This window comes from Cupriavidus pampae (genome assembly GCF_914271485.1).
GTDB classification, from domain to species: Bacteria; Pseudomonadota; Gammaproteobacteria; order Burkholderiales; family Burkholderiaceae; genus Cupriavidus; species Cupriavidus pampae.
On sequence record NZ_CAJZAG010000017.1, the window covers coordinates 85,506 to 112,483 of the forward strand.

Sequence of the window (26,978 nt, forward strand, 5' to 3'; positions counted from 1 at the left end):
GCGGCGACGTGCCTCGCCTCCGTGACTTCGTGGCTCGCGCTGTGTTCGCAGCTGTTGCTTTCGCAACATGTCATCGGCATGGAATTCAGGCTCTATCATCAGCCCCATATGAATCGACGGCTGATCATCGCAGAGGGACCGATACGTGCCGGTGACGCATCCGCGTTTCTCACGTTTGCAAACAGCGCCGACAGAGACAGCGAAGGACTCGTCACCGTCATCCTGAACAGCCCCGGCGGCAAGGTCGAGGCCGCATTTCGCATGGTCGATGCCATGGACAAGGTGCGCGTATATACCGTCGTGCCCAATAGCGCGAAGTGCGCTTCCGCGTGCGCGTCGATCCTATTTGCGTCTGGCGCGCGGCGAAGCTTGCTTGGCACGGGGATGCTCGGCTTCCATAGTTGTTATCGGCGCAAGGGTAGCTTTGCTGTGGACGATTCGCTTTGCAACGAGGTCATCGCGGCTAACGCCATGCAGCGCGGGATAACCTACTCGGCCATCAACCGCTTCGTCAAGGACCATGGTGCCGATAGCCTGGCATGGATCGGCGCCCACGACGCCTGCGGATCCTTGAGCGGGCTCTGCCGGCCCGGCTTGCTCGAGATGGGGTTCGAGAACAAGGCGGCGTTGGCGCGCAGTCTAGACTGCAGCAGACTCGCATCTCCGCCATCGCGGCTCATCTGCGGAGACGTCGAGCTTTCGCGCCTCGACGCCGTGCTGGCTGGACGCTATCGGCAAGCGCTGAGTACGACCGCCAGCAAGAAGCGCCTGCAGGATTCGCAACGAGCATGGCTCCAACGTGATCGGAATCGATGTAGCGACAAGCCCTGCCTGCTGCGCGTCTATCAGGAGCGAATTGAGGTTCTGACACGCACGCGATAGGTTCGATGGGCTCAGCCAGTTGATGTCTTTAAGTCGACACGATGGATCCTACGCGCGGCGTCCTACGCCGCTGTAGGACTTTGCCGCAATGGCACACATCGTGCACGTTCCTGAGCAGGCTACTCAAGGAGAACGCAAGATGCAGAGCGACGTGCAAGAACAACGCGAGAAGATGGAGCGGATTCGTGGCAAGCGGCGCTTCGTCTGGACCCATCCGATCTTTCTCATTGCGATTGCTTTGATCATCGGGGCGTATATGGCCACGTACTGGTAAGCATGACGTGGGCGCAGTAAAAATTGCCGGCGGAGGCATATGTCACCGCCGGCAATTTTTTCTCAATGAAAATCGCGGCTACCTACCATAAGCCGGCCCAGCAGCGGACTCAGGTCCACCAACTCCTTCGCCACGAGGTGCCTCACCTCGCCCTGCCGCTGCCACGTGCCAATGACGCCGATCAGCGTCGCGCCCAATACCTCCTTGCGCTGGTTCTCCACCAATGACGGCCATATGATCACGTTGACAGGACCGGTCTCGTCCTCGATCGACATAAAGATCGTGCCGCTGGCCGTCGATGGCCGCTGCCGCACCGTGACGATGCCGCAGGCGCGCACCAGACGCCCATTGGCCATGCGGTTCAGCTGCGCCGCGCTGACGTACTTCATCGCGGCCAGCCGCTCGCGCAGCAGCGTCAGCGGATGGCACTTGAGCGAGAGGCCGAGGCTCGCGTAATCGGCGGCCACATCCTCGCCGAGGCGCGGTACCGGTAGCGCGAGCATGTCTTCTTCCGGCGGCGCCTCGTAGAGCAGGTCCCGGTGCGCGCTTTGCAAGGCGGCCCCTCTTGCCTGCCAGCGCGCCTGACGGCGATTTCCAGCCAGCCCCGCCAAGGCATCGGCGGCGGCCAGTACGTCGATATCGTGCGCATCGAGTTCGGCGCGACGCGCCAGATCCTCCACGTTCGCAAACGGCTGCGCCGCGCGTGCCGCCTCGATGCGATGCGCGGCCCCTTCGCGCATGCCCTTGACGCGATCGAGGCCGAGCCGCACATCGCGATATTGCCGGCCCGGGCGGCGAGCTTCGAGCGTGCTTTCCCAACTGCTGCATGTCACGTCGGCGGGCAATGTGATCACGCCATGCCGGCGCGCGTCCTGCACCAGCTGCGACGGCGAATAGAACCCCATCGGCTGGCTATTGAGCAGCGCGCACAGGAATGCATCGGGATGATGGCACTTGATCCACGCGCTTACGTAGACCAGCTTGGCGAAGCTGGCCGAATGACTTTCTGGAAAGCCATACTCGCCAAACCCTTCGATCTGCCGGCACAGCGCCAGCGCGAACGACTCGGGGTAACCACGCGCTACCAGCGCGTTCATCAGCGCGTCCTGATGCTTGCGCAAATTGCCATGCCGGCGCCAGGCCGCCATCGAGCGCCGCAACTGATCGGCCTGTCCCGCGGTAAAGCCCGCCGCGTCGATCGCGAGCTGCATCACCTGTTCCTGAAAGATCGGCACGCCGAGCGTGCGGCCCAGCACGCGGCGGATCACGTCGTTGAAATACGTCGGCAACTGCTGCCGCTCGCGCAATGCCTCGCGCCGCTCCAGATACGGATGCACCATGCCCCCCTGAATCGGGCCTGGCCGCACGATCGCTACCTCGACGACCAGGTCGTAGTACTGGCGGGGCTGCAAGCGCGGCAGCATCGACTGCTGCGCGCGCGATTCGATCTGGAACACGCCGATCGTATCGGCCTTGCAGATCATGTCGTACGTGGTGGGATCTTCCTCGGGCAGATCCTCCATGCGGTACGGCGCTCCCGCGCGCGCGGGATCGGGGTTGGGGATCATCGCGAGCGCGCGGCGGATTGCGGTCAGCATGCCGAGCGCGAGCACATCCACCTTGAGCAGGCCCAGCGATTCGAGGTCGTCCTTGTCCCACTGGATCACGCTGCGATCGGCCATCGCGGCGTTCTCGATCGGCACCAGCCGCGACAGCTTGTGCCGCGCGATCACAAAACCGCCGACGTGCTGCGACAGATGGCGTGGAAAACCGCGCAGTTGCTCGGTCAGGCTCGCCCATTGCTGCACGGCCGGCGCGTCGGGATCGAGGCCATAGCGCGCGAGCCGCTCCATGAATGCCTTGCCGCTGTCCCACCAGGCCTGGCTCTTGACCACCTGCTCCACCACGCTCGCGTCGATGCCGAGCGCACGCCCCACATCGCGCAGCGCACTGCGCGAACGGTACGAGATCAACGACGCCGCCAATGCCGCGCGATGGCGTCCGTATTTCTCGTAGATGTACTGGATGACTTCCTCTCGGCGCTGGTGCTCGAAATCCACGTCGATATCGGGCGGTTCATCGCGCTCGCGGGACAGAAAGCGGCCGAACAGCAGGTTGGCCTGCGCGGGGCTGACCTCGGTGATATGCAGGCAGAAGCAGACCAGCGAGTTCGCGGCCGAGCCGCGGCCCTGGCACAGGATGCTCTTGCTGCGTGCAAAGCGCACGATGTCGTGCACGGTCAGGAAAAACGGCTCGTAGTGTTTCTCCTCGATCAGCAGCAGTTCTTCCTCGAGCTGCTTCTCCCACGCTGGTTCCATGCCATAGGGAAAGCGTTCGCGCATGCCGATCTTGACCTCCGCGCGCAGATAGCTGATTGGCGTATGGTCATCGGGCACGAGCTCCTCGGGATATTCGTAGCGCAGCGTGCCGAGCGAGAAGTCGCATTGATCGGCAATCGTCAGCGTGTGGGCGAGCGCTTCGCGCGGGTAGAGTCGTGACAGCACCTGGCGCATGCGCAGATGTGCCTCCGCATTTGGCGCGAGCACGTGGCCGCAGGCATGCAGCGGCTGGCCCACGCGAATCGCGCCGAGCACGTCGGCCAACGGCTTGCGTGAACGCACGTGCATCATCACGGCGCCGGCCGCCGCCAGCGGCACGCCGGTTTCGTCGGCCACCTGCTGCAGTCGCGTACGGTGCAATGCATCCGCATGGCCTTGCAGCAGTTCCAGCGCGATCGAGACGCGTGACCCGAACGTGCGCTGGCACCACTGCACCTGTGCGCGCAATACGTCGGGATCGGGGCAATAGTCAGGCAGCAGCATCACGAGGCAATCGGGCATGCCGCGCAGGTGCGTCTGCTCCGGTTCCGGGTCGTTGAAGTCCGACGGGTACAGCAGATAGCTGCCCTTCTCCGCGCGTCGGCGGCCGAGCGTGATCATCTCGCTGAGATTGCCGAACCCTTCGCGATTGCGCGCGAACACGACCAGCCGGGGTGGTGGCATGGCGGGTTCGGTGGCGAGCATCGTGGGTTCGGTCGCGAGCGTGAAGCGGCTGCCGATGATCAGGTTGAACGCATCGGCCGCGGCTGCGCGCGCGATCAGCCAGTTGCGTTCTTCCCATGCTGCGTTGTCGCCCTCTTCCGGGTCTTCCGGGTCTTCCGGGTCTTTCTCATCGTCAGGCTCGCGCTGCGTTACGGCTTGCTGCGCCGCGCGGGCCGCCTCTCGCGCTTCCTCGCGCAAGGTCTTGAGTGCATGGTGCGCGCGCGCGGTGCCGGCCACCGAGCATTCGTCGGTCAGCGCCAGGCCGCTGTAGCCAAGCTGGAACGCGCGTTCGATCAGCTCGGCCGGATGCGACGCGCCGGTCAGGAACGTGAAATTGGAAATGCAGTGCAGCTCGACGTAGTCAGGCAGCGACGGCAGTAGCGGAAACATCGACATCAGGCAAACAATCCATGCAGGAACCAGCGGTACTCGTTGTTATCGCCACCCTTGCTGTCTTCGTCTCCATCGCGCGCGGGATGGCCCGGGCGCTCGCGATATACCCAGCAGCGCACGCCATCGGCGCGCTCGGCGATGAAATAGTCGCGCGTGGCCAGGCCACCATCCCACCAGCCGGCCTCGATGCGCTCCGCGCGCGTGAGCATGGTCAGCGGGCCCTCGTATAGCGGGCGATGGCGTTCCACGCGCAGCGGCTGCGGGGCTTCCAGCAGCCATAACGGCCGCTCAGGACGATCGCCATGGCCTGCGTTGTCTTCCGTCTGACGCGCGGTCCTGGGACTCACCGCGCGGGTGGGGGCCTCATCGATGGGACACCAGCGATTGGCGCGCTCGGGCCGATGGTCGGCCAGCGGGCGTGGCTGCAATACGTTGTCGCGGCCCAGGCGCGCCATCAGTGTGTCGAGCAGGCGTGCGAGTTCCGCGGGCTCGCCTGCCGGATCCGGAAACAGTGCCTCGCTGCGCGGCAGACAGGCGGCCATCGTTTCCACGTTGAGTGCCAGTCCGCCCACTGGCGCGTGGAAGCGCACCTTGTCGAGCTTCTCGCGCAGCAACTTCGACAGGTGCACGGGGTCGCGGCTCGGTTGCGCGAGCGCCAGAGGCACCGGCGTGCAATCGACCTCCACACCTAGCCGATAACGTTCGTGCTCAAGCACCAGTACGCAGCGCGTGACGCCGGCCTGGTGGGCGGCGAGCCAGCCTGACATCGCCAGCAGCAGGCGCTGCGCGCCGGCCAGTACGCCTTCGGCCACCTCGATGCGGCCGGGCAATTCCATGCGTTGCGAGAACGTTGGCGGGGCTTCGAACCACGCAAAGCCTTCGCGTGCATCGCCATAGGCCTGATCCAGCCGCGCCAGCAGCGCCGGGCCGAGCCGCCGCGACAAACCCGCGCGCGGCAGGCGGCGGACCTGTGCGAGCGTGCGGCAGCCGATGCCATCGAGCCACTCGGGATCGACCAGGCTGTGCAGGCACTCCACGGGCAGCCGATCGAGCAGGCGCTTCATGCGCGCGGGCTGCACCGCGCGGCGTGCTGGCCGTACGATGGCGCCACGCGCGTTGCGGCGTAGCGGCTGCCGCGCGAGCCAGGCAGCGCCATGCGCGGTGGTGCCGGTGCCGATCTGCGCGATCGTGCCCAGTTGCCGCACGCGCGCGCGCACCGCGCGGATGAGCGCGCGATGGCCGCCGAACAAGCGCAGGCTGGCGGTGACGTCGAGCATCACGGTGGCGGCTTCCGGCGTCTCGTCGACGGTCACCGCCGGCGTGAAATGCAGCAGCGTCAGCGCTACCGTGGTCATCAGCGCAGCTTCGGCCTGCACGTCGCGCTCGAGCTGCACCACTTCCGCCGAGAGCGCCTGCACCCCGCCGCGCCGCATGCCGTGGCCGACGCCGAGCGCCATGGCCGGGCCGTTGGCCAGCACCACGCGCTCATGCTCGAACACCGCTACCGGCAACGCATGGAAGGCCATGGACCCCGTGATGCCCGCCGTTGCTCCACCCGCGACCGGACTCGCCGCCGGGCTCGCCGGCTGCGCCACTGCCTCGCGCTTCGCGTGAGCTGCTGCCTCACCCGTTGCGTGGCTGGCTGCGTGGCTGGCTGCTTCAGGCCAGTTCGGTTGCAGCGCGTCCAGCGACAGGCGCGGCAGATGCACCGCGATCCAGTGTGTCGGCAGCATGGGTAAGACTCTTCTCAATGACCACATCAGGCATGGATACGGCGGGCGCAGGGCGTCCAGGCACGTGGGCCATGCCCGTGAGCGGCAGCAACAATGGCGTGTCCCGTACGGGACCCCGCCGCTTGTGAAACGCGATCGACAACACGTTGCCGGGCAGCGGCGATAGCGACAACCGCAGCACCGCGGGCGACGACTCGTGCAGCGCCTTGCGCGGCCGCAGCACCCAGACCGCCGTATCGCCCGCATGCGCCAGCACCTGCAGCCGGCGCATGGCCTCGGGCCGCGCACCTGTCAGCCACACCAGCACGGCACCGAATGCCTGGCTGCGCAGCATCTGTTCGGCGGCCCACAGCATGTCCGTGCGACGCGCGGCCTGGGTAGCGCCGACGGGGGGCCGCACCCAGAACAGCTGGCTGGCCGGCAGGCTGTCGGCCAGCCCCGGTGCATTGGGTAGATACGGCGGATTGACGAACCCCACGCGGCGCCCCGTCGCGGCAATCGCGCGCAGAGCCGGCAGCAGCAGACGCAATTCGCCGGCGCCGTCCTGCGCGAGCAGCAGTTCGGTCACGGCGGCGGCCGGCCAGCCGCCACCGGGCAACTCGGCCGAGAGCGCGTCATAGCCGGTCGGCCAGACCGGCAGGCGGCCGAGGTGACCAAGCTGACCGGCCCGCCAGAGCCCCGGATAGCGATGCTCGAGCTCGGCCACGGCGGCGCGCCGATCCGTGGACGTGGGCGTGCCTGCGACAGCAGACGCGTCAGGTCCCTCAGGCGCGGCAGACATGGCAAGCGACCCTGCGTTCGACCCAAGGGGCGCAGGTGACGCGGGCATGGACCCAAATAGCGAGGGCGGCAGATCCTCCGCCGGTGGCGGGGCTGCGTACGATTGCGCAGGCATTTTGTGCTGTAACCATCCCATTCGGGCGGGACGGCGTCTTGGTTTCTCTCAATAACTGTATATTTATACAGTATCGAAGGCCGCGCAAGCTTTCAATGCACCAGTGCCTATTAGTCAATATTTCGCGCGTGCCTGCCATGTCCGCCTTGAGGCGGCCAGCAACGGAATGTGAACAAATGTCAGGCAGGATTGGCTAACCGTCACGGGTACGGAACAATCCTTGCTATGAAACGGAATACGCGCGAATGCGTGCATCTTCTGGTTAGCGGCCTCCAGCGCGAGGGCCCGCTGCGACGCGATCAGCTTGCCGACGCAAGTGGACTGACCGCGGAGGAAACCACGCGCGCGCTCAAGGCGGCGCGGCAAATGTGCGTGGTCGATCATGTCCCGCACGAACCCGACGCGCTGGACGGCTCGATCTTCTACAACCTGACCGGACGCCCGTTGCCACCGGCCCGCCGCAGTACGCGCATCCCGCCCGCACCGGCGGACCGCTTCCAGGCGCTGCTAGAGGCCTGGAACTCGCCATCCGAGGCGTAACCGCTCCGTTCAGCCCTTTCAGTCGACTGGCAGCACATGCAGCGTCGAGCTGCCCTTGCCGTACTCGACCGCGAACAGCCGCCGATGACCGGCGTCGAACGACACGCCGCGAATCGACTGGAATCCCCGCGCGAACACGCTGACCTCGCCGGTCGCCGTGATGCGCCGGATCGCCCCATCGCGTCCGCCCGTGAACAGCTCACCATTGGCGCCCAGCGCAAACTGGTCGCTATCGGCCACCGCCAACACGCGCAACGTCTCCGCGCGCACCGGCGCCGCCGTCAGTTGCGCGAGATCGCCCGTGTAGATTTTGCGCGTGGCCTGATCGCCGATATACAGCACGTTGCCGCGCACCGCCACGCCCACCGGCTTGTCCAGACCCGTCACCAGATCCTGCTCGATACCGCGCAGCGGAGTGGTCTTGGGATCGATCGTCAGCAGACTCACGCCGCCCTGCCGTGCTGCCTCGCCTTGCCCTTCCTGCTGCACGAACCAGCTCACCACATAGGTATTGGCTCTAACCGGCCACAAGCCGATGCGCCGCCGCGTGGGCGACAGGCCCTCCACCACGTCGGTGCTGCCACGTGGATCGACGTAGGCCACGCCGCCGGTGCTTCCAAACCCGAAGCGCGGGACGAGATAACGGCCATCGGCATCGCGCACGACCTGCCCGAGGCCTGGCCCGCGTGGCGGCGTGGAAGGCAATACCGGTGTCAACGTGGCCAGCGCCTGCATGCGGCCGTCGTTGGCGCGGGACTGCAGTCGATTGCCCGTGTCGTCGGTGATGATGGCCACCTGCGTGGGCTCGCTCCACCAGACCCCATTGGCATTGCCCGCAAGGGGTTCGTGCACGGGCTGGCGATCAACGGGCGGCGCCGCGCAGGCGGCCATCAGGACAGCAGTCAGGGCGATAAGGATGCGCATACCGTTGGCGAGGGAAATTGGCATGACGCGATGATAGAAGAACTACGTGTGATTGAGCCCCGCTGGCACCATCAATCGCACGCTGACAGGCGAACTCATTGACGCCGGTATGTCGCCTGCATGATCTGCGTCCACTTGCCGTCAGCGCCCTGCACGAACGAGGTGAGTGTGCGCAGGTTGTCGTCCTGGAACGCGATGACATCGCGATATTTCGCCGTCTTGCCTTCGACGACCTTGCCTTCCGGCGAGAACGCGGGACCATCGGCACGCAGCGTCAGCGAGCGGCCATCGGACTCGAGGTCGCCTTCATAGATCCACATATGGGTCATCATCGAGGCGACGAACGTACCGACGAAGTGCTTGCGCGCGGCGTCGTAGCCGAGCGTCATCACCGTGATGCCATGCCCGCAGCCCGGCATGTCACCCTCGCCGCGGCATTGCACCCACACGTCGCCGATCGCGCTGACCTGCTCGGGCATCTTCCATTTCTCGGGCGGCGCGTCCGGGCCCATCTGCGCCTCGCCCTCCGCCATCCAATTGCCAATGAGTTTCTTGAGCCAGCGGTGTTCGGGGGTCGTTTCCGTCTGCATGGGGGATCTCCTTGATTTGTGTACAGCGTACACAACTCTAGGAAACCCAACGCCCGAAGTCCAGCAACATGACAGCATTGTCATGTCACCGCGCCAGATCTAAGGCAGGCGGATTTTCGGCACGATGTAAGTATTACCGGGCGCGCGCATGACGTCGCACTGCGCATCGCCCTTACGCGCCTCGCCCGCGGCCGTCACGAACTCGATACTGCCGACCACGCTATACGCGTCCTCGGCCACGCGGCGCGTGGTGCTGCGCGTCCAGCGGAAGCCTTCCGCATTGGGCAGCTTGGCCTTGACCGCATCTCGACACGCGATGGGCGCACCGGGCGCCTCGGGCTTGCCGCGTTGGCCGAGTTCGTAGTTGACGCCATCCACCGTCGCCTCTACGACGGCAAACGCTGTCACAGGCAGCATCATGGCGGCGAGAGCCAGCGTAGGGGCCAACTTACGGACCAGCGATGTCATGTTCAGGACTCCAATAAAAAAGGCCGGCGCACAACGCCGGCCTCGAAGATTATAGCCACATGGTCGCTATCAGACCGAGAGATCCTTCTGCTCTGGTTTCTGATCGTCGAACCAGCGATACAGCACCGGCACCATCACCAGCGTCAGCAGCGTCGACGTAATCAGACCGCCGATCACCACCACCGCGAGCGGGCGCTGCACCTCCGAACCGGGGCCGTCCGAGAACAGGAACGGTACCAGGCCCAGCAGCGCGATGGTCGCGGTCATCATCACCGGCCGGAACCGCTGCGTGGCACCGCGCACCACGCTGTTGCGCAGCGACATGCCCGACTCGCGCAGTGTGCGGATATACGACACCAGCACCACGCCGTTCAGCACCGCGATGCCCCACAGCGCGATAAAGCCCACCGACGCCGGCACCGACAGGTACTCGCCCGTGACGAACAACCCGATGATGCCGCCGATCGATGCGAACGGCAGCACCAGAATGATCAGCGTGGCGTATCGCAGCGAGTTGAACAGCAGGAACAGCAGGAAGAAAATCGCGGCAATCGTCAGCGGCACGATGATCTGCAAATGACCCATCGCGCGTTCCATGTTCTGGAACTGCCCGCCCCACTCGAAGTAATAGCCTTCGGGCAGCTTGACCTTGCTGGCCGCCGCACCCTGCAGCTCGGCCACAAAGCCGCCAAGGTCGCGATCCTTCACGTTGATCATCACCACCACGCGACGCTTAGCCATCTCGCGGCTGATCTGTGCGGGACCATCGGTCACCTCGATCTTGGCCACGCTCTGCAGCGGTACCTGCACGCCCGACGGCGCCGACACCAGCAGCTGGCGAATCGCCTGCACGTTGTCGCGGAAGTCCTCCGGCAGACGCACGGCCGCCGCAAAGCGCCGCTCGCCCTCGAAGATATCCGTGGCGCGCTTGCCGCCGATTGCGATCTCGATGATGTCGTGGATATCCGAAACGTTGAGCCCATAGCGCGCAATCGCCTGACGATCGATCTCGATCTGCAGGTACTGCTGGCCAGAGATCCGTTCCACCCGTACATCCTGCGAGCCCTTGATACCGCCGGCCACGCGCGCCACCTCGCCCGCGAGATCGCGCAGCTTGTCGAGGTCGTCCCCGAAGATCTTGACCGCCACGTCCGACCGCACCCCGCTGACCATTTCGTCCACGCGGTCCGAGATCGGCTGCGCCATCACGATCTGCACGCCCGGAATGGCCTTGAGCTTGTCGCGAATCGCGTTCTGGATGTCGTCCTGGGTCCAGCCGTCGGGCCACTCGTCACGATCCTTGAGGCTCGCGATCGGCGTCGATTCGTTCTGGCCCTGCGGATCCGCCGGGCTTTCGCCGCGGCCCACACCGGAGACGATGCCCTTTACGCCGGGCACGGACAGCACCAGCTTGTTGGCCTCCTTCTCGAGCTTGATCGACTCTTCCAGCGAGATGTTCGGCACACGGTCCAGCGCCGGCACGATCGAGCCTTCCTTCATCTCCGGAATGAACGACGTCCCGAGCATCGGCACGATCGCCACCGTCAGGAAAAACGCCACCACGGCGCCGATCACGGTCTTCTTGCTGTTGGTCAGCGACCAGTGGAGCATGCGCAGGTACCCACGCTTGAGCACCGCGATGACCTTGGTCTCATGATCCACGCCACCCTTGAGCAGGTACGACGACAGCACCGGCGACAGCGTCAGCGACAGGAACAGCGAAATGGCGAGCGCGATCGAGATCGTGAACGCGAGCGGCGCGAACATCTTGCCTTCCATGCCGGTCAGCGTCATCAGCGGCAGGAACACCAGGATGATGATGCCCACGCCAACGATCACGGGCGTGGCCACTTCCTTGACCGCACCCACCAGAATCTCGGTCTTGCTCAGGCCACTGTCCTTGGCGTGTCCCAATCGCTCGAACGAGTTCTCGACCACCACCACCGACCCGTCCACCATCAGGCCAATGGCGATCGCCAGCCCTCCTAGCGACATCAGATTCGCCGACAACCCCATCCGGTTCATCACGATGAAGGTCAGTAATGGTGTCAGCACCAATGTGGCCAGCACAATGAGCGACGAGCGCACGTCCCCGAGGAACAGGAACAGGATGATGACCACCAGCACCACGCCTTCGAGCAGCACCTTGGTTACAGTCCACAGTGCCGAGTCCACCAGTTCGCTACGATCGTAGTACGGCACGATCTGCAGCTTGCCGGGCAGCATGCCGGAGCTGTTGATCTCCGCCACGCGCTTCTTCACGCGGCTGACCACCTCCTTGGCATTGCCGCCGCGCATCATCATGACGATGCCACCGACCGCCTCGGTCTGGCCGTTCTTGATCAGCGCGCCCTGCCGGACCTCATGCCCGATCGTGACTTCCGCCACATCGCGCAGGTACACCGGCGTGCCGTTGACCTCCTTCATCACGATGGTCTGGATGTCCTCGATGCCACGCGCGAGACCCACGCCGCGAATCAGGTACTGCTCGGCATAGTGCGGCAGCACGCCGCCGCCCGAGTTCGCGTTGTTATTGGCCAGCGCCTGATACACCTGCTGCAGCGTGATCTGGTAGTGGCGCATGCGGTCCGGATTGACCAGCGCCTGGTACTGGCGCACATAGCCGCCCTGCGAGTTGATTTCCGCGATACCGGGGATCGAACGCAGCAGCGGGCGTACCACCCAGTCCTGCACGATGCGGCGCTCGGAGAGCTCTTCCTGCGACAGTTCCTTGTCGCCATCGTCGGCGCGGTCCAGCGTGTACTGGTACACCTCGCCGAGACCCGTCGACACCGGGCCGAGCACCGGCGTCACGCCCGATGGCATGCGCCCGCCCACTTCGATCAGCCGCTCCATGACGAGCTGCCGCGCAAAGTAGACATCGGTCTTCTCGGTGAACACGAGCGTGATCAGCGACAGGCCCGCCTTATTCAGCGAGCGCATCTCTTCGAGCCCGGGCAGGCCCGTCATCGCCATTTCGATCGGCACCGTGACAAAGCGCTCGACCTCTTCGGGCGAGCGTCCGGTGGCTTCGGTGGCGATCTGCACCTGCACGTTCGTGACGTCCGGGAACGCATCGACCGACAGCTTGCCGGCCGCGCGCAACCCGAAGAAGAACAGCACGACCGCGATCACGCACACCACCAGCCGCTGTTTGATGGCGGCTTCTACAAGGGAAGTCAACATGGTCGCTTATCCCTGTTCGAGGCGCTTGCGCTCGTTGTCCAGATGGAACGCGCCCTCCACCACCACGCGGTCTCCCGGCTTCACACCGCCGAGCACCACGCGCATGCCGTCGCTTTCGGCGCCGAGCTTCACTTTGGTCAGGCGGTATTGATGGTTCGGCATCTCGACGTACACGCATTCGTCGTTGCCATCGCGCACCACGGCGGACTCCGGCACCACCAGTTGCTCCACGGCCTTGCTGGCGATCAGCATGCTGGCGAGCATCGCGGGCTTGAGGCGGCCATCGCGATTGTCGAGTTCGGTCCGCACGAGCACCGTGCGCGTCTGCGGGTTCACGGTGCGGCCCACATAGATCAGCTTGCCAGTGATCGAACCATTGCCGCCGCCAAGCGATGGCACTTCGATATTGACGCTCTGGCCTTCCGCCACCTGCGCAGCCTGCTGCTCGGGCACTTCGGCCACGACCCACACGCGCGACAGGTCGGCCACGGTATAGAGCGCGTCAGCCGGCTGCACCACCTGGCCTTGCGCGACATTGCGCTCGACCACGGTGCCGCTGATGCTCGAATACACCGGCGAGTACGAATCGATGCTGCCGCTCTTGGCGAGCGTGGCAATCGCGGCCGGCGACATGCCGAGCACGCGCAGCTGGTCACGATAGGCGCGCATCTCCGCGGTCGCGATCGCGAACTCGCTCTCGCGGCGTTGCAGTTCGCCGCGGCCAATCACGTCGGCGGCAAACAGCTGGCGCGCGCGCTCGGCATTGCGGGACTGCAGGTCGCTCTGCGCTTCGGCCTTCAGGAACGACATCTGTATCGCGCCGAGTTCGCTGCTGTGCAGGCGCGCGAGCACCTGGCCCGCTTTCACTTCCTGCCCGAGGATGGCGTAGAGGTCGGTCACGCGGCCAGTCACGCTCGCGCCGATGCGCGAGACGCGTTGCTCGTCGAAGTCGACGCGGCCGGACACACGCAGGATCTCGGCGAACGGAGACGTGGCGATTGGCGCGATCTTGAGCGTGGCCAGCAGGTTCTGCTCGGGCTGGACCAGTCCCGGGGGCAGCTTGGCGGGCGCCGCTTCGGTTTCCGCCTCCTTGGAGCAGCCGCTCAGCGCGAGCACCATCACTGCGGCAGCCGTGAACGAATAAAAGAAATTGGGGCGCATGATCAATTCGGAATCTGGGACGTGGGCATCGCGGACGGCATCGGACCGGTAACGCTACCGGGCGCCGCGGACATGAGCTTTTCGATCTGGATGGCGGCAACCTGCATCTCGTACTGCGCGGTGATCAGTTCATTGCGCGCATTGCGCAGCACGCGCTGCGCGTCGATGAAGTCCAGGATGCCGCGCTCGCCGAAGCGATACGCGGCCTCCGCCACACCGAGCGCCGACTCGGCTTCGCGCACGATGCCCGATTCGAGCGCCGTGACCTGCGCCTGCGTGATCTCGTACTGACGATAGGCGGTATCGAGTTCCTGCATGAGCTCGAACTGGCGCGCCTCCAGCGCGGTCTGGGCCTGCGTGGCCTGCGCGGTGGCTTCGCCCACGGGACCATTGCGGCGGTCCCATAGCGGAATCGTCATGACCAGGCCGATCTGCGACACCTTGTTGTCAGGCTGGCGATCGGTCTGCGCGCGCACGGATACCTCGGGCCAGCGCAGCGAGCGCTGGTAATCCACGCCCAGTCGCGCGCGCTCGAGTTCCATGCGACGCTGCGTAAGTTCCGCGTTGTTGTTGAGCAGGGTGTCGTGCAGCACGCCGAGCGCGGGCACGTCAGGCGATGTCCGCAGCGTGCCCGCGACGTCGAACAACGACGGCATGCCGCCGCCCACCTGCTGGCGCAGGCCGGCCTTGGCCTGATCCACGCGCAGTTCCGCCGTCTGCATGTTCTTCTGCGTGGTGAGCAGTTCGGTCTCGGCCTTGATCAGTTCATAGCGCGGGGCCTCGCCCACTTCCACACGCAGCCGCGCGCGGGAATGGATCTGCCGCATCATCTCGAGGTCGAGCCGCGCGGAATTGAGCTCCGACTCGCGGCGCAGCACCTGATAGAACGACGTCTTGACGCGCGCCGCGAGGTCCGAACGGAACCCCTGCCGCTGCGCCTGCGATGCCTCGAGCCCGCGGCCTGCCATCTCCTGGCGCAGGCTGCGCTGCTGTGGGTAGTCGAACTTCTGCACCACCGCATAGGTGGGCGCGGCGCCGCTCGGCACATCTGACTGGCGACCCTGCAGGCGGCCATACATCAGCTCGACCTGCGGGTTCGGATAGGCGCCTGCCGAGGTAATCGCGGCGGAGGCGGCATCCACGCCGGCCTGCGCGGCGTCCACGCCCTTGTTGGTGGACTGCGCCAGCGCGAGCAGCTGCTGCAGATCGAAAGTCGAGACCGATTGGGTCGTATATGCGGGTGGTGTCCGGACCGCGGCCGGTGCGGTGGCTGCTGCTGGTTGCTGTGCCCAGGCGGACACGGTCACCAGCGACAACGACGCCGCCCAGGTCAGCGTTATCTTGTTCTTCATGTCGAAAGCAATCGAGCGAAACGGTTGCCCCACGCCCGCCAAACGGCGGATGACGTCCAGGATGCCAAGGCATCTGCACGAGAGCATGGCGCCATACAGGCGCTAAGGGCAAGGATGCGACCCGCCGTGTCCGGGCGTTACCGGACAGACGGCGGATGCCGAGAAGACGTCAGACGCGGAAGTCGGGAGGGCGGAGCAGGCTCGCGGGACGGCCGAAAGCACGGCCACCGGAGGGTGCCACGTAGGTGGCAACGGAGAATTGGACGGGTGGTACCGGCGGTAGCAGGAACAGCGCGCTCGACTCCTCGATCTCGTCGAGCATGTCGAGCGGATCGAGCAGATCCGCGGACCAGATGTTGCAGTAACCGGGCGGCGGCGCGTTATCGACGAAGACTTCGTCCACCTCGAGCGGATCGTCGCCGGGCAGGATGATCTGCTCGGCTACAGCGTCGGCGTCATCGAAGAAACCGGTGGCCATCGCCGTGTCAGCCTGCACCGCCGTCTGTGCCGAGGCGTCTATCGCAGGTGCGTCAGCGCGCACGTTCGCCGCTGCCGAGAACGACAGCGCGGACAGGCACAAGGCAGCCAGCAAGTAGACGACAAAACGCATGAATGGGGGGCGCGTGCGTTGGGGGCGAACGAATCAGTGAAGCGGAGTAGTCACAAACAGCGGCGAAAAACGGCGCCGCAGGATGAATTGCTGCGACACAGCATTGTAACCGAACGAAACATGGACCCCGCAGATTCGTCGGAGTTCCATATCCAGGTGACGATTGATGGGGTATGAAGCGAGTCGAGAGGCCGCACACGTCGGCCAAATTGATTAACCTCGCACCCAGTGCTATGATCTGAGCTTAGCAATCCCATGACAGAACTCGCATATCGCGTCTTCAAGACGCGATGGTTCACCAAGGCAGCGAGAGACGCCGGAATCTCGGACCAAGAGTTGTGCAGAGCGGCCGAGCAGCTTTTTGCAGGTCAAGCCGACGATCTGGGCGGCAACGTCTGGAAAAAGCGACTGAGCAAGAACACACACCGCTCGATTGTCGTCAACAAGGTGGGCGAGTTCTGGGTGTTCGTCTTCCTGTTCGCCAAGGCGGACATGGAAAACATCGATGCGCGTGAGCTGAAAGACTTCAAGAAGCTCGCCAAGGATTTTCGAATGCTCACGCGGGCTGAACTCGATGGGTTCGTCGAATCCAGGACGTTTATGGAGATTTTCAATGCCTAAGACAAGGTACAAGAGCGCAGCATCCGAAGCCATCCACAGTGCGGCATCGGACCTCTACGATGCCAAGGTCATCAGCAAGAAGACCATGCGCGAGTACGACGAACTGTGCATCGAGAAGGCTCCCGATTTCGATGCTAAGGCGATCGCCCGCATCCGCAAAGACGTGAAGGTTAGTCAGGCGGTATTTGCGCACTACCTGAACACTAGCCCTTCGACAGTCCAGCAATGGGAGCGCGGGGACAAGAAGCCGAGCGGCATGGCGGCTCGGCTCTTGCAGATTGTTAAGAAGCACGGGTTGGCGGTGATTGCTTAAGTTCGACGGGTACCTGGAAACTCGGCCCTGATATAGCCGCCCCGCCATCAACATTCAAATTTTCCGCCGCCTCACCATCCCTGCCGACCAGCTTGATGCGCAGCAAGATTCCGCGCTTATGCCTCGAATACCTCGCGGTTCGTCTGCACGAAGGTGCTGACGGTCTGCGGGGCCTGGCCGGTGACCTTGGCGATGACGCCATCGACGCCGGCGAAGATCCCGTTCTGATAATCCACCGCGGTCGCCAGGAAATGCTGGATCAGAAATTCCGGCAGGTTGTACGTTTCCAGATGCGCGCGGTATTGCTCCAGCGTCGAGGGCGCGTAGGTGATCTTGCGACCCAGCACCTTGCCGATCTCATCGGCAATCTCCTGCTGATTGAGCTCGACGGGGCCGAACAGCGAGTAGATGCGGCCGATATGGCCTTCCGGGTCCGTCAAGACGCTGGCGATAAAGCGTGCCTGATCGTCCGCGGCAATCGGCGCGTGGCGGCCATCGCCATACGGAAGTGTGATCTTGCCCTCGTTCACGATGGGGTCGCGTACCCACGGGAACGTGAGCCACTCCGAGAAATACGTCGGGCGAATATGCACCGTGGGAACGCCGGACCAGTCGAGCACGCGCTCGGCAATCCAGTGATCGCGCGCGGCATGGCTCTTCGAGTCCTCACGCGCCGAAATTTGCGACATCTCGATCACGACTTCCACGCCCGCGCGCTTGGCCGCATCGGCGAAGTAAGAGGTTGCCTGAATGTAGCCCGGCCGCACCGGGTAGCACAGGTATGCGCCGGACACGCCCACCATCGCCTGAATAATGTCGTCGTGCTCGAGCAGGTCGCCCACGAAGATCTCGGCACCCTGTGCGCGCAGTGCTTCGCTGCGTTCGTCTTCGCGATGCACGAATGCGCGCACCGCGTGCCCCTGCTCGAGCAGGTAGCGAATCGTATGGACGCCGGTCTTGCCCGTAGCGCCAGTGATGAGGAATTTACGTTGTGCCATGCGTGACTCCAATTCTTGAAAATGTCCGACCGGTGTGTATCGCGACCAGTGGTTCAGATCGAACCCAGGTGTCGCCTCACATCCTCCAGAAGCGTCGTTGAAGCGTCGGCATCTTCAATGACACGTGACATCGTGACGGCGCCGATCATGGCCGCTAGCGCGAACGCCGCCGCCGATCTCGCCTCACGCGGAGTTTTGTCCGTCATGCGTTTGGCCAGCGCGTCGCGCAAATCGTCGAACCCCTGCGCGGCGGCCTTGCGCGTCTGAGTGTCGGCATGCGCGAGTTCGCTGCCCATGGCCGTCAGCGGACAACCGCCGGTAGTCGTATCACGATGCGCCACCGAGACATACGCCTCGACGAGCGGCGCGATACCGCGCTTTGCGCCCTTCTTCGCCAGTGCCGCCTCTAGCTCGCCGACCACCTCGTCCATCGCCTGCGTACAGGCTTCCGCGACGAGCTGATCCTTGGACGCGAAATGCCGATAGAAGCCACCCTGAGTCAGGCCCAGCGGCGTCATCACGTCGTTCAGCCCCGTCGCCTGAATCCCTTTGAGCCGGAACTCACGCGCCGCAACCTCGACGATGCGGCGGCGTGTCTCAGCCGTTTCCGCTTTGGACTTTCTCATTTGCGCTCCATGTTTGTGGTCGCCAACCATCTTAATTAGATGGTAGTCACCCGCTAATTGGAAGTCAAGGAGGTTTTTCGCCGGCATGGCAAGGATGGATGAGTGGGGGTATGGTGAGAGGCGGCTGCAAAACAACATCCTTGAAAGGAGATTCGCATGGCGGTAGACATGACCCGGCGCGTAGATGCGCTGGAACAGCTCGTCAAGGCGCATGGGCTGATGGATGAGGAGACGGTGCCGGCGTATCAGCGCCTGCTCGATGAGGACTGGTTGCCGAACAATGGCGCAAGGCTGGTCGCGCGCGCGTGGGTCGATCCCGCTTTCAAGCAGCAGTTGCTGACCGACGGCAAGGCCGCGGCCGCGTCGATGGGCTTCGGTATGCCGGAGCATCACGGCAGTCTGGTCGCCCTGGAGAATACGGCCAATCTGCATAACGTGATCTGCTGCACCTTGTGCTCGTGCACCGCGTTCACCATCATCGGCATGGCGCCGGGCTGGTACAAGGACCTCGACTATCGCGCGCGCATCGTGCGTGAAGCGCGCACCGTGCTGCGTGAACTCGGCTTGATCCTGCCGGAGTCGGTTGATATTCGCATCTGGGATACCACCTCCGATACGCGCTATATGGTGTTGCCGTTGCGGCCGCCGCATACCGAGGGATGGACCGAGGCGCAGCTTGCGGCCCTGGTGACGCAGGACGCCATGATCGGCGTGACGCGTCTGGAAGCGCCCTACTCCACCGCGGCTGCCTCCGGCGCCAGCGGCAATTCCTGAGCGGAGGCATAGCGATGGATGGCATGCACGATCTCGGCGGCAAACAGGGTTTTGGCCCCGTCTCAGCCGAAGGCAACACCAAGTCGTTCCACGACGAGTGGGAGGTGAAGGTCAACGCGATCAGCGGCAAGCTGGTTGGCCAGCGCATCTACAACATGGATGAGTACCGGCATGCGATCGAACGCATGGATCCGCGGCACTATATCGCGGCGTCGTACTTCGAACGTGTCTTTACCTCGGCCGCGACGTTGTGCGTGGAGAAAGGTATCTTTTCGCACGAGGCGCTGAACAAGGCCGCGGGTGAGTTTGTTCCGCTGTCTCAGCCAAGCAAGCCTGGTCGCGCTGCGGCTCCCGATTTACCGGAATTGGCCATTGGCGATCTGGTAAGAGTGAAGACTGATTTTGTTGGCGGTCATATCCGCATGCCGGCTTATATTCGCGGCAAAACTGGACGTGTGGTGGGGATGTCGCCGGTGTATCCGTTTCCGGATGCCGCAGCGCATGGCATTGCCTCACCCAAGGAACGAACGTTCGACGTCCGCTTTCGCTCCGCCGATCTGTGGCCGGATGGCGCGGAGGATGCGGAGGTGCATGTTGGGGTGTTTCACAGCTACCTGGTGAAGGTCGAGTGATGAAGGTGGCGTGATGAGGGTGGAGTGACGGGGGTGGAGTGATGGGGGTGGAGTAGTCGCCCCGGGACCCGGCGATCGTCGGGTCTCCTTTTGGCGCAGCCAGCGTTGATGGCTAGGGTCTTTGCCTGATGATGACGGGCCGACAGACATGAAACGCCACCCGTTTCTCTGCGATCAGCGCCCTCTCCACTGCATCTCGCCAGTCCAGCCATGCAACGGGATCCATGGCCCTCTCCGTGCGGAGAATGTCTTTGGATGGCGAACCAAGTATCGCCTTCAGATCATCGCTTTCGGTCATCTCGTACTCGTGCTCGAGAAAATAGGCCATCGCACGGTACGCCTGTTCGATTGTTAGCATCCTGTCGTTCAATTGATCGTCTCCACTTCGTGTCCACAGGCGTGGCGATTTTGGTTGAGAATCTTTAGTACCGTGCCTGTAGCGGGTCAAATCGGCCTGCGGCCGGTTATTGATCTCCTTCCCTGAAATCCGCAACGTCAAATCGACCGGGCCAATCTCCGCCATGGGTAACCGCGTCGAGCTCGATGACGCCCTTCTCTTCCAGCCAGCACGCAAACGACCCGCCATCTTCAAGCTTGCTGTGCTTGAAGCTCCAATCCCACTCGCGTCGGCTCATGCTGTCGAGTGGTGTACGGAGTGTGATCCGCGTCAGAAACCCGACTTTCGTTTCAATCCGCTGGCTCGCGCGTAAGCCATTTATCTGCGCACGAAGCGCAACACTTGCGGCATCGTTATCGCGAAAAAGATTGGAAAGCGCGTACTGTTCTAGAGGAGTAAGTCGCATAGAGGAGTGTGTGTTGTGCTGCGTTAAAAAGACAGCCCGGTCGCACGAGGGAGCGAAGCGCTACGCCCGCCCAGAGAGCATCGCATCCACGGTGCGCCGGACCGAAACACGTCGCGGTCCATTCGCAACGGTCGGCCCGCTCTTCCACCTAGTTTTTTGTTCCGAACCGACAGGAGCAAATTTAGAGCTCCCCGTCGAAACCATCTATAGCAATCCATCGAAAAATTGTGGTTTTTTATAAGTTTTTTCACAGGTTTTTATGATTATTACGAGACAAACATTTGTTTTAATTTTCCGTTTTTTATCGGATGAATCCGAGCTACCTGTGGCAGCCAGATCGAGCTGCCACTCGGCATAGTGATAGTTTTTTTCAGACGTTTCCGATATAGAAATCGGATTGGCGGATCGAAGGCCACGCCGGAGCGAGTCAACTCGATGAGGGCGTTCCGACCGTGGTGTGGTCGAGCACATGACGCTGATTGACTTGGGGCGAGCGCGTGCTGCGCAAGTGTTTGGCGCGGATACCAACACCAGCCAGAGCTGGCCGCCCGGGCGGGCGGCCCACCTTCCTCAAGAATGTGGCTCTCGCCACTCCATTAGATGCGCTGTTGATAGCGGGCCGAGACAACCCTCTATCTGCTTCCATCGTCCAGCGCGCAACGCCCGCGAGTACAGAGCTTCCAGCAATCCTGTTGCGACGTACGCTTTGAACACCTTCTCGCTGCTGGCCATGCCGTTTTCGATAACCTGAAAAACGTGGGCGCGATCGTCGGCATCGAGTTCTTCAGTGTGGTCGGCGAGAACGCGTCCAAGTCTGCCGAACAGAACCGTAATGGGGATATCCTTCCCATACTCCTCGAACGCAAGCGTCCTAGCAGATCTAAGTACGTCACATCGGTCTAATTCGAGAAGAAATTCTTGCCACGTGATCACAGTACTCCTGGATGTCATCCGACAATGGAAAAGTCCTCGAGATCAATGTTGGTGATCTCTCCGGGAGTATGGTGCAGCCAGCATCCCTATAGATCTTCGAGCCAATCTCGGGACGAACAGGGACGTGATCCGAATGGATAAGGCCCACGCTCCCTCACGTATCTCTGCACTGCCGCCTGGTTAAGATCGACCCGATCATAATGGCCAGAACCACGATTTACCTCCACATACATCGTCTCGACAAGCAGTGAGAACGGGGGCAAACCAATCAGCATGCCGGCCAGATTTGACTTGTAAAAAAGAAGAGATCGCCCACCCACTAGCGAAGGTACGCTCGCGAGGATCGCGTACATGATCCCGTCGTTCTCTATCTTTATCCTGCATGGATGATCATAGTTCTCTGGAGAATGATCAGCCAAAAGATAAAGCCCCGCTTCTCGATCCACCAACCATCCGGATAATTCAATCCGCGATATTTCAGTGGCGGCTTTTATCCTCGATAAGAAGCCAACGTCCATAGTTTCCACCTAACATCATTGCATCTATCTTGCAAGAACGCGCCCGACATACTCGCGCTTATTCGTTGATGCCCACCGGTCCCCGTACAGCTCGGGGAGAAACACTACCTGTTGCTCACGCTGGGACCAATCGTCGCCGCCCGAAGACGTTCGGAGATACTTCCGAGGCGACGCAGCGCCGACCATGGGTTCGACACAAGCTCCTCGGGACTTACATCGAGCAAATGAGCGTACCCGTCCGCAATCTTTCCCAATGTTCCGTCAATGACCAACCAAAGGTCTTCTGGACTTCCATTGCCGTCAATAACACGTCTCAATGCGGCATAAAATCTCGAATTATAGGGAGATAGATTGATGAGCCCCACAACCATTCGTGTGCTGGTGGCTTTGATTGGAGCGCCAGCAGCCTCCTCGCGCGTCACGCGCCGTTTGCGATCTATACAAAATCGGGCCGAGGAACCGATGGCATATTCTCGTAAGCCTTGAGTAACGTTTCCACTGGACTCAGTTCCTGCGGGCAGTATTCATACACGATCTTTAGCCATGTCGCTCCCCTGATGAATTGTCCGCATCCAAGCCAAGTGTCTTGAAGCTTGGCTTCGAGCACTCGCTTCCCAGCCTCGAACAAGACAGCTCCATCAAACTGATGCATACCGGCTCTATCAAGGCAGATAGCGTAGCCAAGATGACTAGGCTGAGTGATCTTCGACGGTGAAATTTTTCGCCCGGAAAACCAGCGCTCGTACATTTCGACTCCTGCCTCCGGCCTCTCACTCTGACAGGCAAATGCCATGTAGTCGTGAATGCCCCACTTCAAAATCTCGGATCTTGGCCACGGGCGTTCTGCAAACGTCCACCTAGCTTCCTCATGATCGCGCGCGGCGCCCCACATCCCCTCGTTCCTCGCCCCACTCTCAAACCAACAGCCCAACGCATTCGCCCAATGTAATGCTGTGCGATGGGCATTACGGTCAACTCCGAACAGTTCATCGACTTCGATGGCCTTCTGGATCCAGGCCAATGCACGTGGAAGCACTGTATCAAGTACCTCATGCACGCCGACCAGCGACGCATAAATTGCCGTCTCGATCTCGGTTATTCCAATATTTCCAACCGGCGCTTTCACATCGTATCTATCAGAAATAAAGTATTTGATCATTCCTTCCGTGAATGCGTTGCTTCTTCCTCTAATTGGATCAAACACAATCGATCGTAGCCTACACAAAATTTGGACGGGAAACCAACGGCATATTTTCATATGCTCTTAGTATTGTTTCCAAAGGACTTATTTTATCTGGGGAAAATTCATAAACAATCTTGAGCCATGTCGCCCCTCGGATAAATTGCCCACCTCCAAACCACTTTTCTTGTAAATTGTCTCGCAATACTCGCTTTCCTGCTTCGTGAAGCGCCTCGTCATCAAAGCCTTGCCTCCCTACCCTCTTTAGACATATAGCATAACCTAGCTGTTTGGGTTGAATAATTTTTGAAAGAGATAGACGACCACCCTTGAACCAACGCTCGTACATTTCCACGCCGGCTTCTGGGTTCTCGCCCTGACACGCAAAAGCCAAGTAGTCTTCGACACCCGACCTCATGATCTCAGACTTTGACCACGGTCCCTTCGCAAATGTCCAACTCGCTTCCTGCTCGATACAAGCGGCATCCCAGATGGCTTCTTCGATTGCTCCATCTTTGAGCCAACGCGCCACGGCTTTCGCCCACTGCAGCCTGGCTCGATATTGGCTCTGATTGAACCCAAATGACTCATTATCATCGATGGATCGTTCAAGCCAATGCAGAGCACGCGATATACTCGACTTGAACTCACTATGCAATCCCACCAGCGAGGCGTGAATTGCCGTCGATACCTCGGAGATAGCGATGTTTCCGTACACCTGATTCGGCACATAGTTATCTCTCAAGTAGAATTTGACCATATCGGAGTCGAACGACCGCGACCTATCTACAACGGGATCAAAAAGCATAACTCTTCCCTTAACAAGGCGTTCCACCACAGAATCTAACTGCCGTCGAGTTTTTCGTCGCTCCTGCGCCAACAGTATTCGTCATAAAGTTTCCTTGCCTTAAATTGGCAATAGCCTGCTCTCGGGCTGCGCTCGACAGGTTAGATCTTCCAATTGCACTTGTTGCCTCCTCGATGGCCGCGTTCAGCGCAGCAGATCCGGGATTGAAAGTTGTCGACGTCTGGATATTGGCTGAATTGCTGCGGAACTTGCTATCCCAAAGCGTCACCTCTCCAGTAGCAGCGTTCACAGATATCACATCGGCCCCGTGCCGCCCGATGGCATCACCGTACTTCACAACAACTTGGTCGGGCAACGCGGCAACAGTATTGGCGAGCTTTAGTTCCGCTTGATATCCATTGACCTGCGAGTTCGCGACATTCGGATTCGATGAACTCAATACCGAGGGCTTATAGTCCGGCCCAGCTATCGGGTCTGGCAACCTTGGATCCAATTCCACGCCATTGAAGATGCGAGGCGTGCCAGCCGTACCGCCGCCACTCGGCAAATCGCCGGCAGTATAGCCCGGGCCTGCTGGCGTGGTTGCGCCGGGAGTGCCGCCACCAGAGGTCGGCGAATAAGGCCCAGATTCATTGGTGGCCGTGGGCAACTTGCCCGGGCTTCCCGACGTGGCGCCGCCTAACAGGCTCCCCGTCCGTCCCAGCAGCCATTCGGCAGCAGAAAGCAGATTCTTCGCGAGGCTGCCAGATGCTATCGATCCCTCGTAGCCGGCTAGCGCAGTGCCAATCTGCATGTAAACGTTGGCAAGCGATTCCCGCTGGGCCGGTGTCAGATCCAACGGCGCGCCCGAGTTTGCCGCCGCCTGCTGCATAGCCAGGCTGGCACTCATCAAGGCTCGACCGACTGACGTCATGCCTCCAGTGTCACCACTGGAACGGAACTGGTCGTAGAGTGAGGAGGCCGAATCAACCGCCGACTTCAGCTTTCCGAGAGCGGCCGCCTGTTCCTCCGCTGTCGACGCCTGATCGAGCAGCCCCTTCGCATCGGTCAGGTCCGTATAGACCTTGGTTTGCGTGCGATCAAGGTTATCGAATTTCTCGTTGATCGCCTGCCGCTCTTCAGGCGACTTGGCCGCCGCCAACGCCTTGCCTTTTTCGGTAAGCTGCTTGCCGGAGAGGGCATTGTTCAACGCCGGGTTCTGCGCCGCGAGCGCTGCTGACGTTGCGTCCGTGCCCAGCAACGCGCCTATCGAGCCGCCGATCAGCGAGGCCAAACCGACCGTGATGCCTTGCAGGATCTTGTCGTCGCTGTAGTTAACGACATTCGTCCCCGCATAAACCACATCTCGAATCAGCGGAGCAGTCAGCGCGCTGACTGCTCCACCAATCGCCCCACCCGCGCAATCCCCTCCATTCAGGCTCTGGGCCGCGCAGCCGATCAGCGCGTGCGCTGCCGCGTTGGCGATGATGCTGTCGGTCGTTGCATTCTCGGTACCGATGCCGGGCAGCTTTACCCCTGCGGCGTTTGCCGCCAGTGCCGCCGCGTCGCGAACCAGCCCGCCTGCGAATGCCTGGCCGAAGCTGCCGCCATATACCGCCGTGCTGATCCCCGCGCTGATGACCGAGCGCACCACCGTTGCCTGCGCATAGTTGCCAAGCTGGCCGGCCGCCTGAGTCCAGTCGCCCTTCGCGAGGTTGTCCCCCAGGCTGTTGATGCCCGCGTTGTTGACGTTCAGCGCCCCCATCGCGCCGTGCGTCAGCCCCGCAGTCAAACCAGATACCGCGCCCGCCTTGAGCGCAGCGCCAATGTTAAGCGTGCCGGTGGTGATGATCTGCGTCACCATGCTCGATAGCGTGCCCGCCACGAGACCGCTGAGGCCAGCAGCGATGGCAGCACCAATCGCCGATGTCGCAAACGCATTTCCCGCGACAACGGCCAGCAGCGCTGTCCCCGAACCCGCTGTCATGATCGAGATCGCGACCGCCGCCGCCATCGCTATGATCTGACCCAGGATCCCGAGCCCCTTCTTCTCCTTGATGAACTGCGTATGTATGTCGTCGGCAACCGTGCCTTCGACGTAGTTCAGTCCGAGGCTTTCCTTGAGCTGCGCCACCAGCGCCGCGCTGGCGTCCGCGTCCACCGAACCATCCGCGCGCGTAATGCGGAACGCGTCGTTGATCGCCCGGATGCTGTCGGCTTCGATGTCCATGTGCATCGCCGACAGGAACCCGCCGGGCTGCACCACCGTGCCTGTGACGACGTTCCACCCGCCCTGCGCCTTGTATGCATTGGTGCCAATCGACACCACGTTCGGGCTGAGATCGATGCTTCCGGCTTTTACCGTCAGCGTGTCATTCGCGACGACCTGGCCGGTATTGCGTAGCTGACCATCTACAGCGATCTTGATGTTGTCGCCGCTGATCGTGCCGCCCGTGGGCAGCGACAGGGCCTGTGCGTAGCCCTCCGGCAGATAGACCTGCGGCACCAGCGCGTTGACGCTCGGGCAGACGCTGCTGGCTGCGGTGCATCGGGGGTCGGGCACCGCCTGCTCGACGTACCACAGCATGGGCGCGTCGAGCGCCTTGACCTGGTCGTCGGTCAGCGCCTGACCGAGGGCAATGTGGTTGGCCTTGGCGTAGTCAGCCGCGTTGTTGTACAGCGCCAGCTTCTGCTGGTCGTTGACCGAGAGGTTGTTCTGGCTGTCCCACGCCAGTCCGTTGATA

General features: G+C 62.3%; 23 protein-coding genes. 7 read left to right on the forward strand and 16 right to left on the reverse strand.

Annotated features, from left to right (window positions below):
* Positions 1 to 21 precede the first annotated feature (21 nt).
* Both LDO41_RS31920 and LDO41_RS31925 read left to right on the forward strand, forming a co-directional pair.
* Positions 22 to 882 (forward strand): lysozyme inhibitor LprI family protein, encoded by an 861-nt coding sequence (locus LDO41_RS31920; RefSeq protein ID WP_223995503.1) that lies wholly within the window; start codon positions 22 to 24, stop codon positions 880 to 882.
* An 88-nt stretch (positions 883 to 970) separates the two neighbouring features.
* Complete coding sequence (locus LDO41_RS31925; RefSeq protein ID WP_223995504.1) at positions 971 to 1,156, forward strand: hypothetical protein; 186 nt, start codon at positions 971 to 973, stop codon at positions 1,154 to 1,156.
* Between the two features lie 62 nt (positions 1,157 to 1,218).
* Here the strand turns inward: LDO41_RS31925 and LDO41_RS31930 are convergent, their stop codons facing one another.
* The 3 genes from LDO41_RS31930 to imuA are packed head-to-tail and all read right to left on the reverse strand — an operon-like array spanning position 1,219 to position 7,104.
* Complete coding sequence (locus LDO41_RS31930; RefSeq protein ID WP_223995506.1) at positions 1,219 to 4,593, reverse strand: error-prone DNA polymerase; 3,375 nt, start codon at positions 4,591 to 4,593, stop codon at positions 1,219 to 1,221.
* Positions 4,593 to 6,323 carry a Y-family DNA polymerase gene (locus tag LDO41_RS31935; protein WP_223995508.1) on the reverse strand — a complete coding sequence of 577 codons (1,731 nt, stop codon included), beginning with the start codon at positions 6,321 to 6,323 and terminating at the stop codon, positions 4,593 to 4,595. The genes LDO41_RS31930 and LDO41_RS31935 overlap by 1 nt, the downstream gene beginning before the upstream one ends.
* On the reverse strand, positions 6,250 to 7,104 hold the full coding sequence (gene imuA, locus LDO41_RS31940; RefSeq protein WP_223995510.1) for a translesion DNA synthesis-associated protein ImuA: 855 nt from the start codon (positions 7,102 to 7,104) through the stop codon (positions 6,250 to 6,252). Before imuA ends, LDO41_RS31935 begins: the two co-directional genes overlap by 74 nt.
* A 363-nt stretch (positions 7,105 to 7,467) precedes the next feature.
* Here imuA and LDO41_RS31945 point away from each other — a divergent pair, with 363 nt between their 5' ends.
* Positions 7,468 to 7,758 carry a hypothetical protein gene (locus LDO41_RS31945; RefSeq protein ID WP_223995512.1) on the forward strand — a complete coding sequence of 97 codons (291 nt, stop codon included), beginning with the start codon at positions 7,468 to 7,470 and terminating at the stop codon, positions 7,756 to 7,758.
* 18 nt (positions 7,759 to 7,776) lie between these two features.
* Here LDO41_RS31945 and LDO41_RS31950 read toward each other — a convergent pair whose 3' ends face one another.
* The 7 genes from LDO41_RS31950 to LDO41_RS31980 all read right to left on the reverse strand — a co-directional run bounded on the left by LDO41_RS31950 (position 7,777) and on the right by LDO41_RS31980 (position 16,049).
* Entirely contained in the window at positions 7,777 to 8,706 is a 930-nt protein-coding gene (locus LDO41_RS31950) for a hypothetical protein (RefSeq protein WP_223995514.1), read from the reverse strand.
* A 71-nt stretch (positions 8,707 to 8,777) separates the two neighbouring features.
* The gene (locus LDO41_RS31955) at positions 8,778 to 9,272 is read right to left on the reverse strand and encodes a DUF1579 domain-containing protein (protein WP_223995516.1); all 495 of its coding nucleotides are present in this window, start codon (positions 9,270 to 9,272) and stop codon (positions 8,778 to 8,780) included.
* Between the two features lie 99 nt (positions 9,273 to 9,371).
* A complete protein-coding gene (locus LDO41_RS31960; protein WP_223995518.1) occupies positions 9,372 to 9,740 on the reverse strand; it encodes a DUF2880 domain-containing protein in 369 nt (122 codons plus the stop codon).
* A gap of 69 nt (positions 9,741 to 9,809) precedes the next feature.
* Positions 9,810 to 12,926, reverse strand: coding sequence for an efflux RND transporter permease subunit (locus LDO41_RS31965; RefSeq protein WP_223995520.1), 3,117 nt, complete (start codon positions 12,924 to 12,926; stop codon positions 9,810 to 9,812).
* A gap of 6 nt (positions 12,927 to 12,932) precedes the next feature.
* The gene (locus tag LDO41_RS31970) at positions 12,933 to 14,087 is read right to left on the reverse strand and encodes an efflux RND transporter periplasmic adaptor subunit (RefSeq protein ID WP_223995522.1); all 1,155 of its coding nucleotides are present in this window, start codon (positions 14,085 to 14,087) and stop codon (positions 12,933 to 12,935) included.
* A gap of 2 nt (positions 14,088 to 14,089) precedes the next feature.
* A complete protein-coding gene (locus LDO41_RS31975; protein WP_223995524.1) occupies positions 14,090 to 15,439 on the reverse strand; it encodes a TolC family protein in 1,350 nt (449 codons plus the stop codon).
* A 169-nt stretch (positions 15,440 to 15,608) separates the two neighbouring features.
* Positions 15,609 to 16,049, reverse strand: coding sequence for an auxiliary protein of the heavy metal cation-transporting efflux system HmyCBA (locus LDO41_RS31980; RefSeq protein WP_223995526.1), 441 nt, complete (start codon positions 16,047 to 16,049; stop codon positions 15,609 to 15,611).
* Positions 16,050 to 16,304: 255 nt separating this feature from the next.
* Between LDO41_RS31980 and LDO41_RS31985 the strand changes: the two genes are divergently transcribed.
* A complete protein-coding gene (locus tag LDO41_RS31985; protein WP_223995528.1) occupies positions 16,305 to 16,670 on the forward strand; it encodes a type II toxin-antitoxin system RelE/ParE family toxin in 366 nt (121 codons plus the stop codon).
* Complete coding sequence (locus LDO41_RS31990; RefSeq protein ID WP_223995530.1) at positions 16,663 to 16,983, forward strand: helix-turn-helix domain-containing protein; 321 nt, start codon at positions 16,663 to 16,665, stop codon at positions 16,981 to 16,983. Before LDO41_RS31985 ends, LDO41_RS31990 begins: the two co-directional genes overlap by 8 nt.
* 116 nt (positions 16,984 to 17,099) lie before the next feature.
* Here LDO41_RS31990 and LDO41_RS31995 read toward each other — a convergent pair whose 3' ends face one another.
* Entirely contained in the window at positions 17,100 to 17,981 is an 882-nt protein-coding gene (locus tag LDO41_RS31995; protein WP_223995532.1) for an NmrA family NAD(P)-binding protein, read from the reverse strand.
* 53 nt (positions 17,982 to 18,034) lie between these two features.
* Positions 18,035 to 18,694, reverse strand: coding sequence for a TetR/AcrR family transcriptional regulator (locus LDO41_RS32000; protein ID WP_223995534.1), 660 nt, complete (start codon positions 18,692 to 18,694; stop codon positions 18,035 to 18,037).
* A gap of 69 nt (positions 18,695 to 18,763) precedes the next feature.
* Here LDO41_RS32000 and LDO41_RS32005 point away from each other — a divergent pair, with 69 nt between their 5' ends.
* Both LDO41_RS32005 and nthB read left to right on the forward strand, forming a co-directional pair.
* Positions 18,764 to 19,381, forward strand: a complete 618-nt coding sequence (locus LDO41_RS32005) for a nitrile hydratase subunit alpha (RefSeq protein WP_223995537.1) — start codon at positions 18,764 to 18,766, stop codon at positions 19,379 to 19,381.
* A gap of 14 nt (positions 19,382 to 19,395) precedes the next feature.
* Positions 19,396 to 20,013: a nitrile hydratase subunit beta gene (gene nthB / locus LDO41_RS32010; protein WP_223995539.1), complete on the forward strand. Its 618-nt coding sequence runs from the start codon at positions 19,396 to 19,398 to the stop codon at positions 20,011 to 20,013.
* Positions 20,014 to 20,125: 112 nt separating this feature from the next.
* Here nthB and LDO41_RS32015 read toward each other — a convergent pair whose 3' ends face one another.
* The 4 genes from LDO41_RS32015 to LDO41_RS32030 all read right to left on the reverse strand — a co-directional run bounded on the left by LDO41_RS32015 (position 20,126) and on the right by LDO41_RS32030 (position 26,821).
* Positions 20,126 to 20,536 carry a hypothetical protein gene (locus LDO41_RS32015; RefSeq protein ID WP_223995541.1) on the reverse strand — a complete coding sequence of 137 codons (411 nt, stop codon included), beginning with the start codon at positions 20,534 to 20,536 and terminating at the stop codon, positions 20,126 to 20,128.
* Between the two features lie 2,167 nt (positions 20,537 to 22,703).
* A complete protein-coding gene (locus tag LDO41_RS32020) occupies positions 22,704 to 23,426 on the reverse strand; it encodes a hypothetical protein (protein WP_223995542.1) in 723 nt (240 codons plus the stop codon).
* A 58-nt stretch (positions 23,427 to 23,484) separates the two neighbouring features.
* Positions 23,485 to 24,207 carry a hypothetical protein gene (locus tag LDO41_RS32025; protein WP_223995544.1) on the reverse strand — a complete coding sequence of 241 codons (723 nt, stop codon included), beginning with the start codon at positions 24,205 to 24,207 and terminating at the stop codon, positions 23,485 to 23,487.
* A 58-nt stretch (positions 24,208 to 24,265) separates the two neighbouring features.
* On the reverse strand, positions 24,266 to 26,821 hold the full coding sequence (locus LDO41_RS32030) for a DUF637 domain-containing protein (RefSeq protein WP_223995546.1): 2,556 nt from the start codon (positions 26,819 to 26,821) through the stop codon (positions 24,266 to 24,268).
* Positions 26,822 to 26,978: the final 157 nt, after the last annotated feature.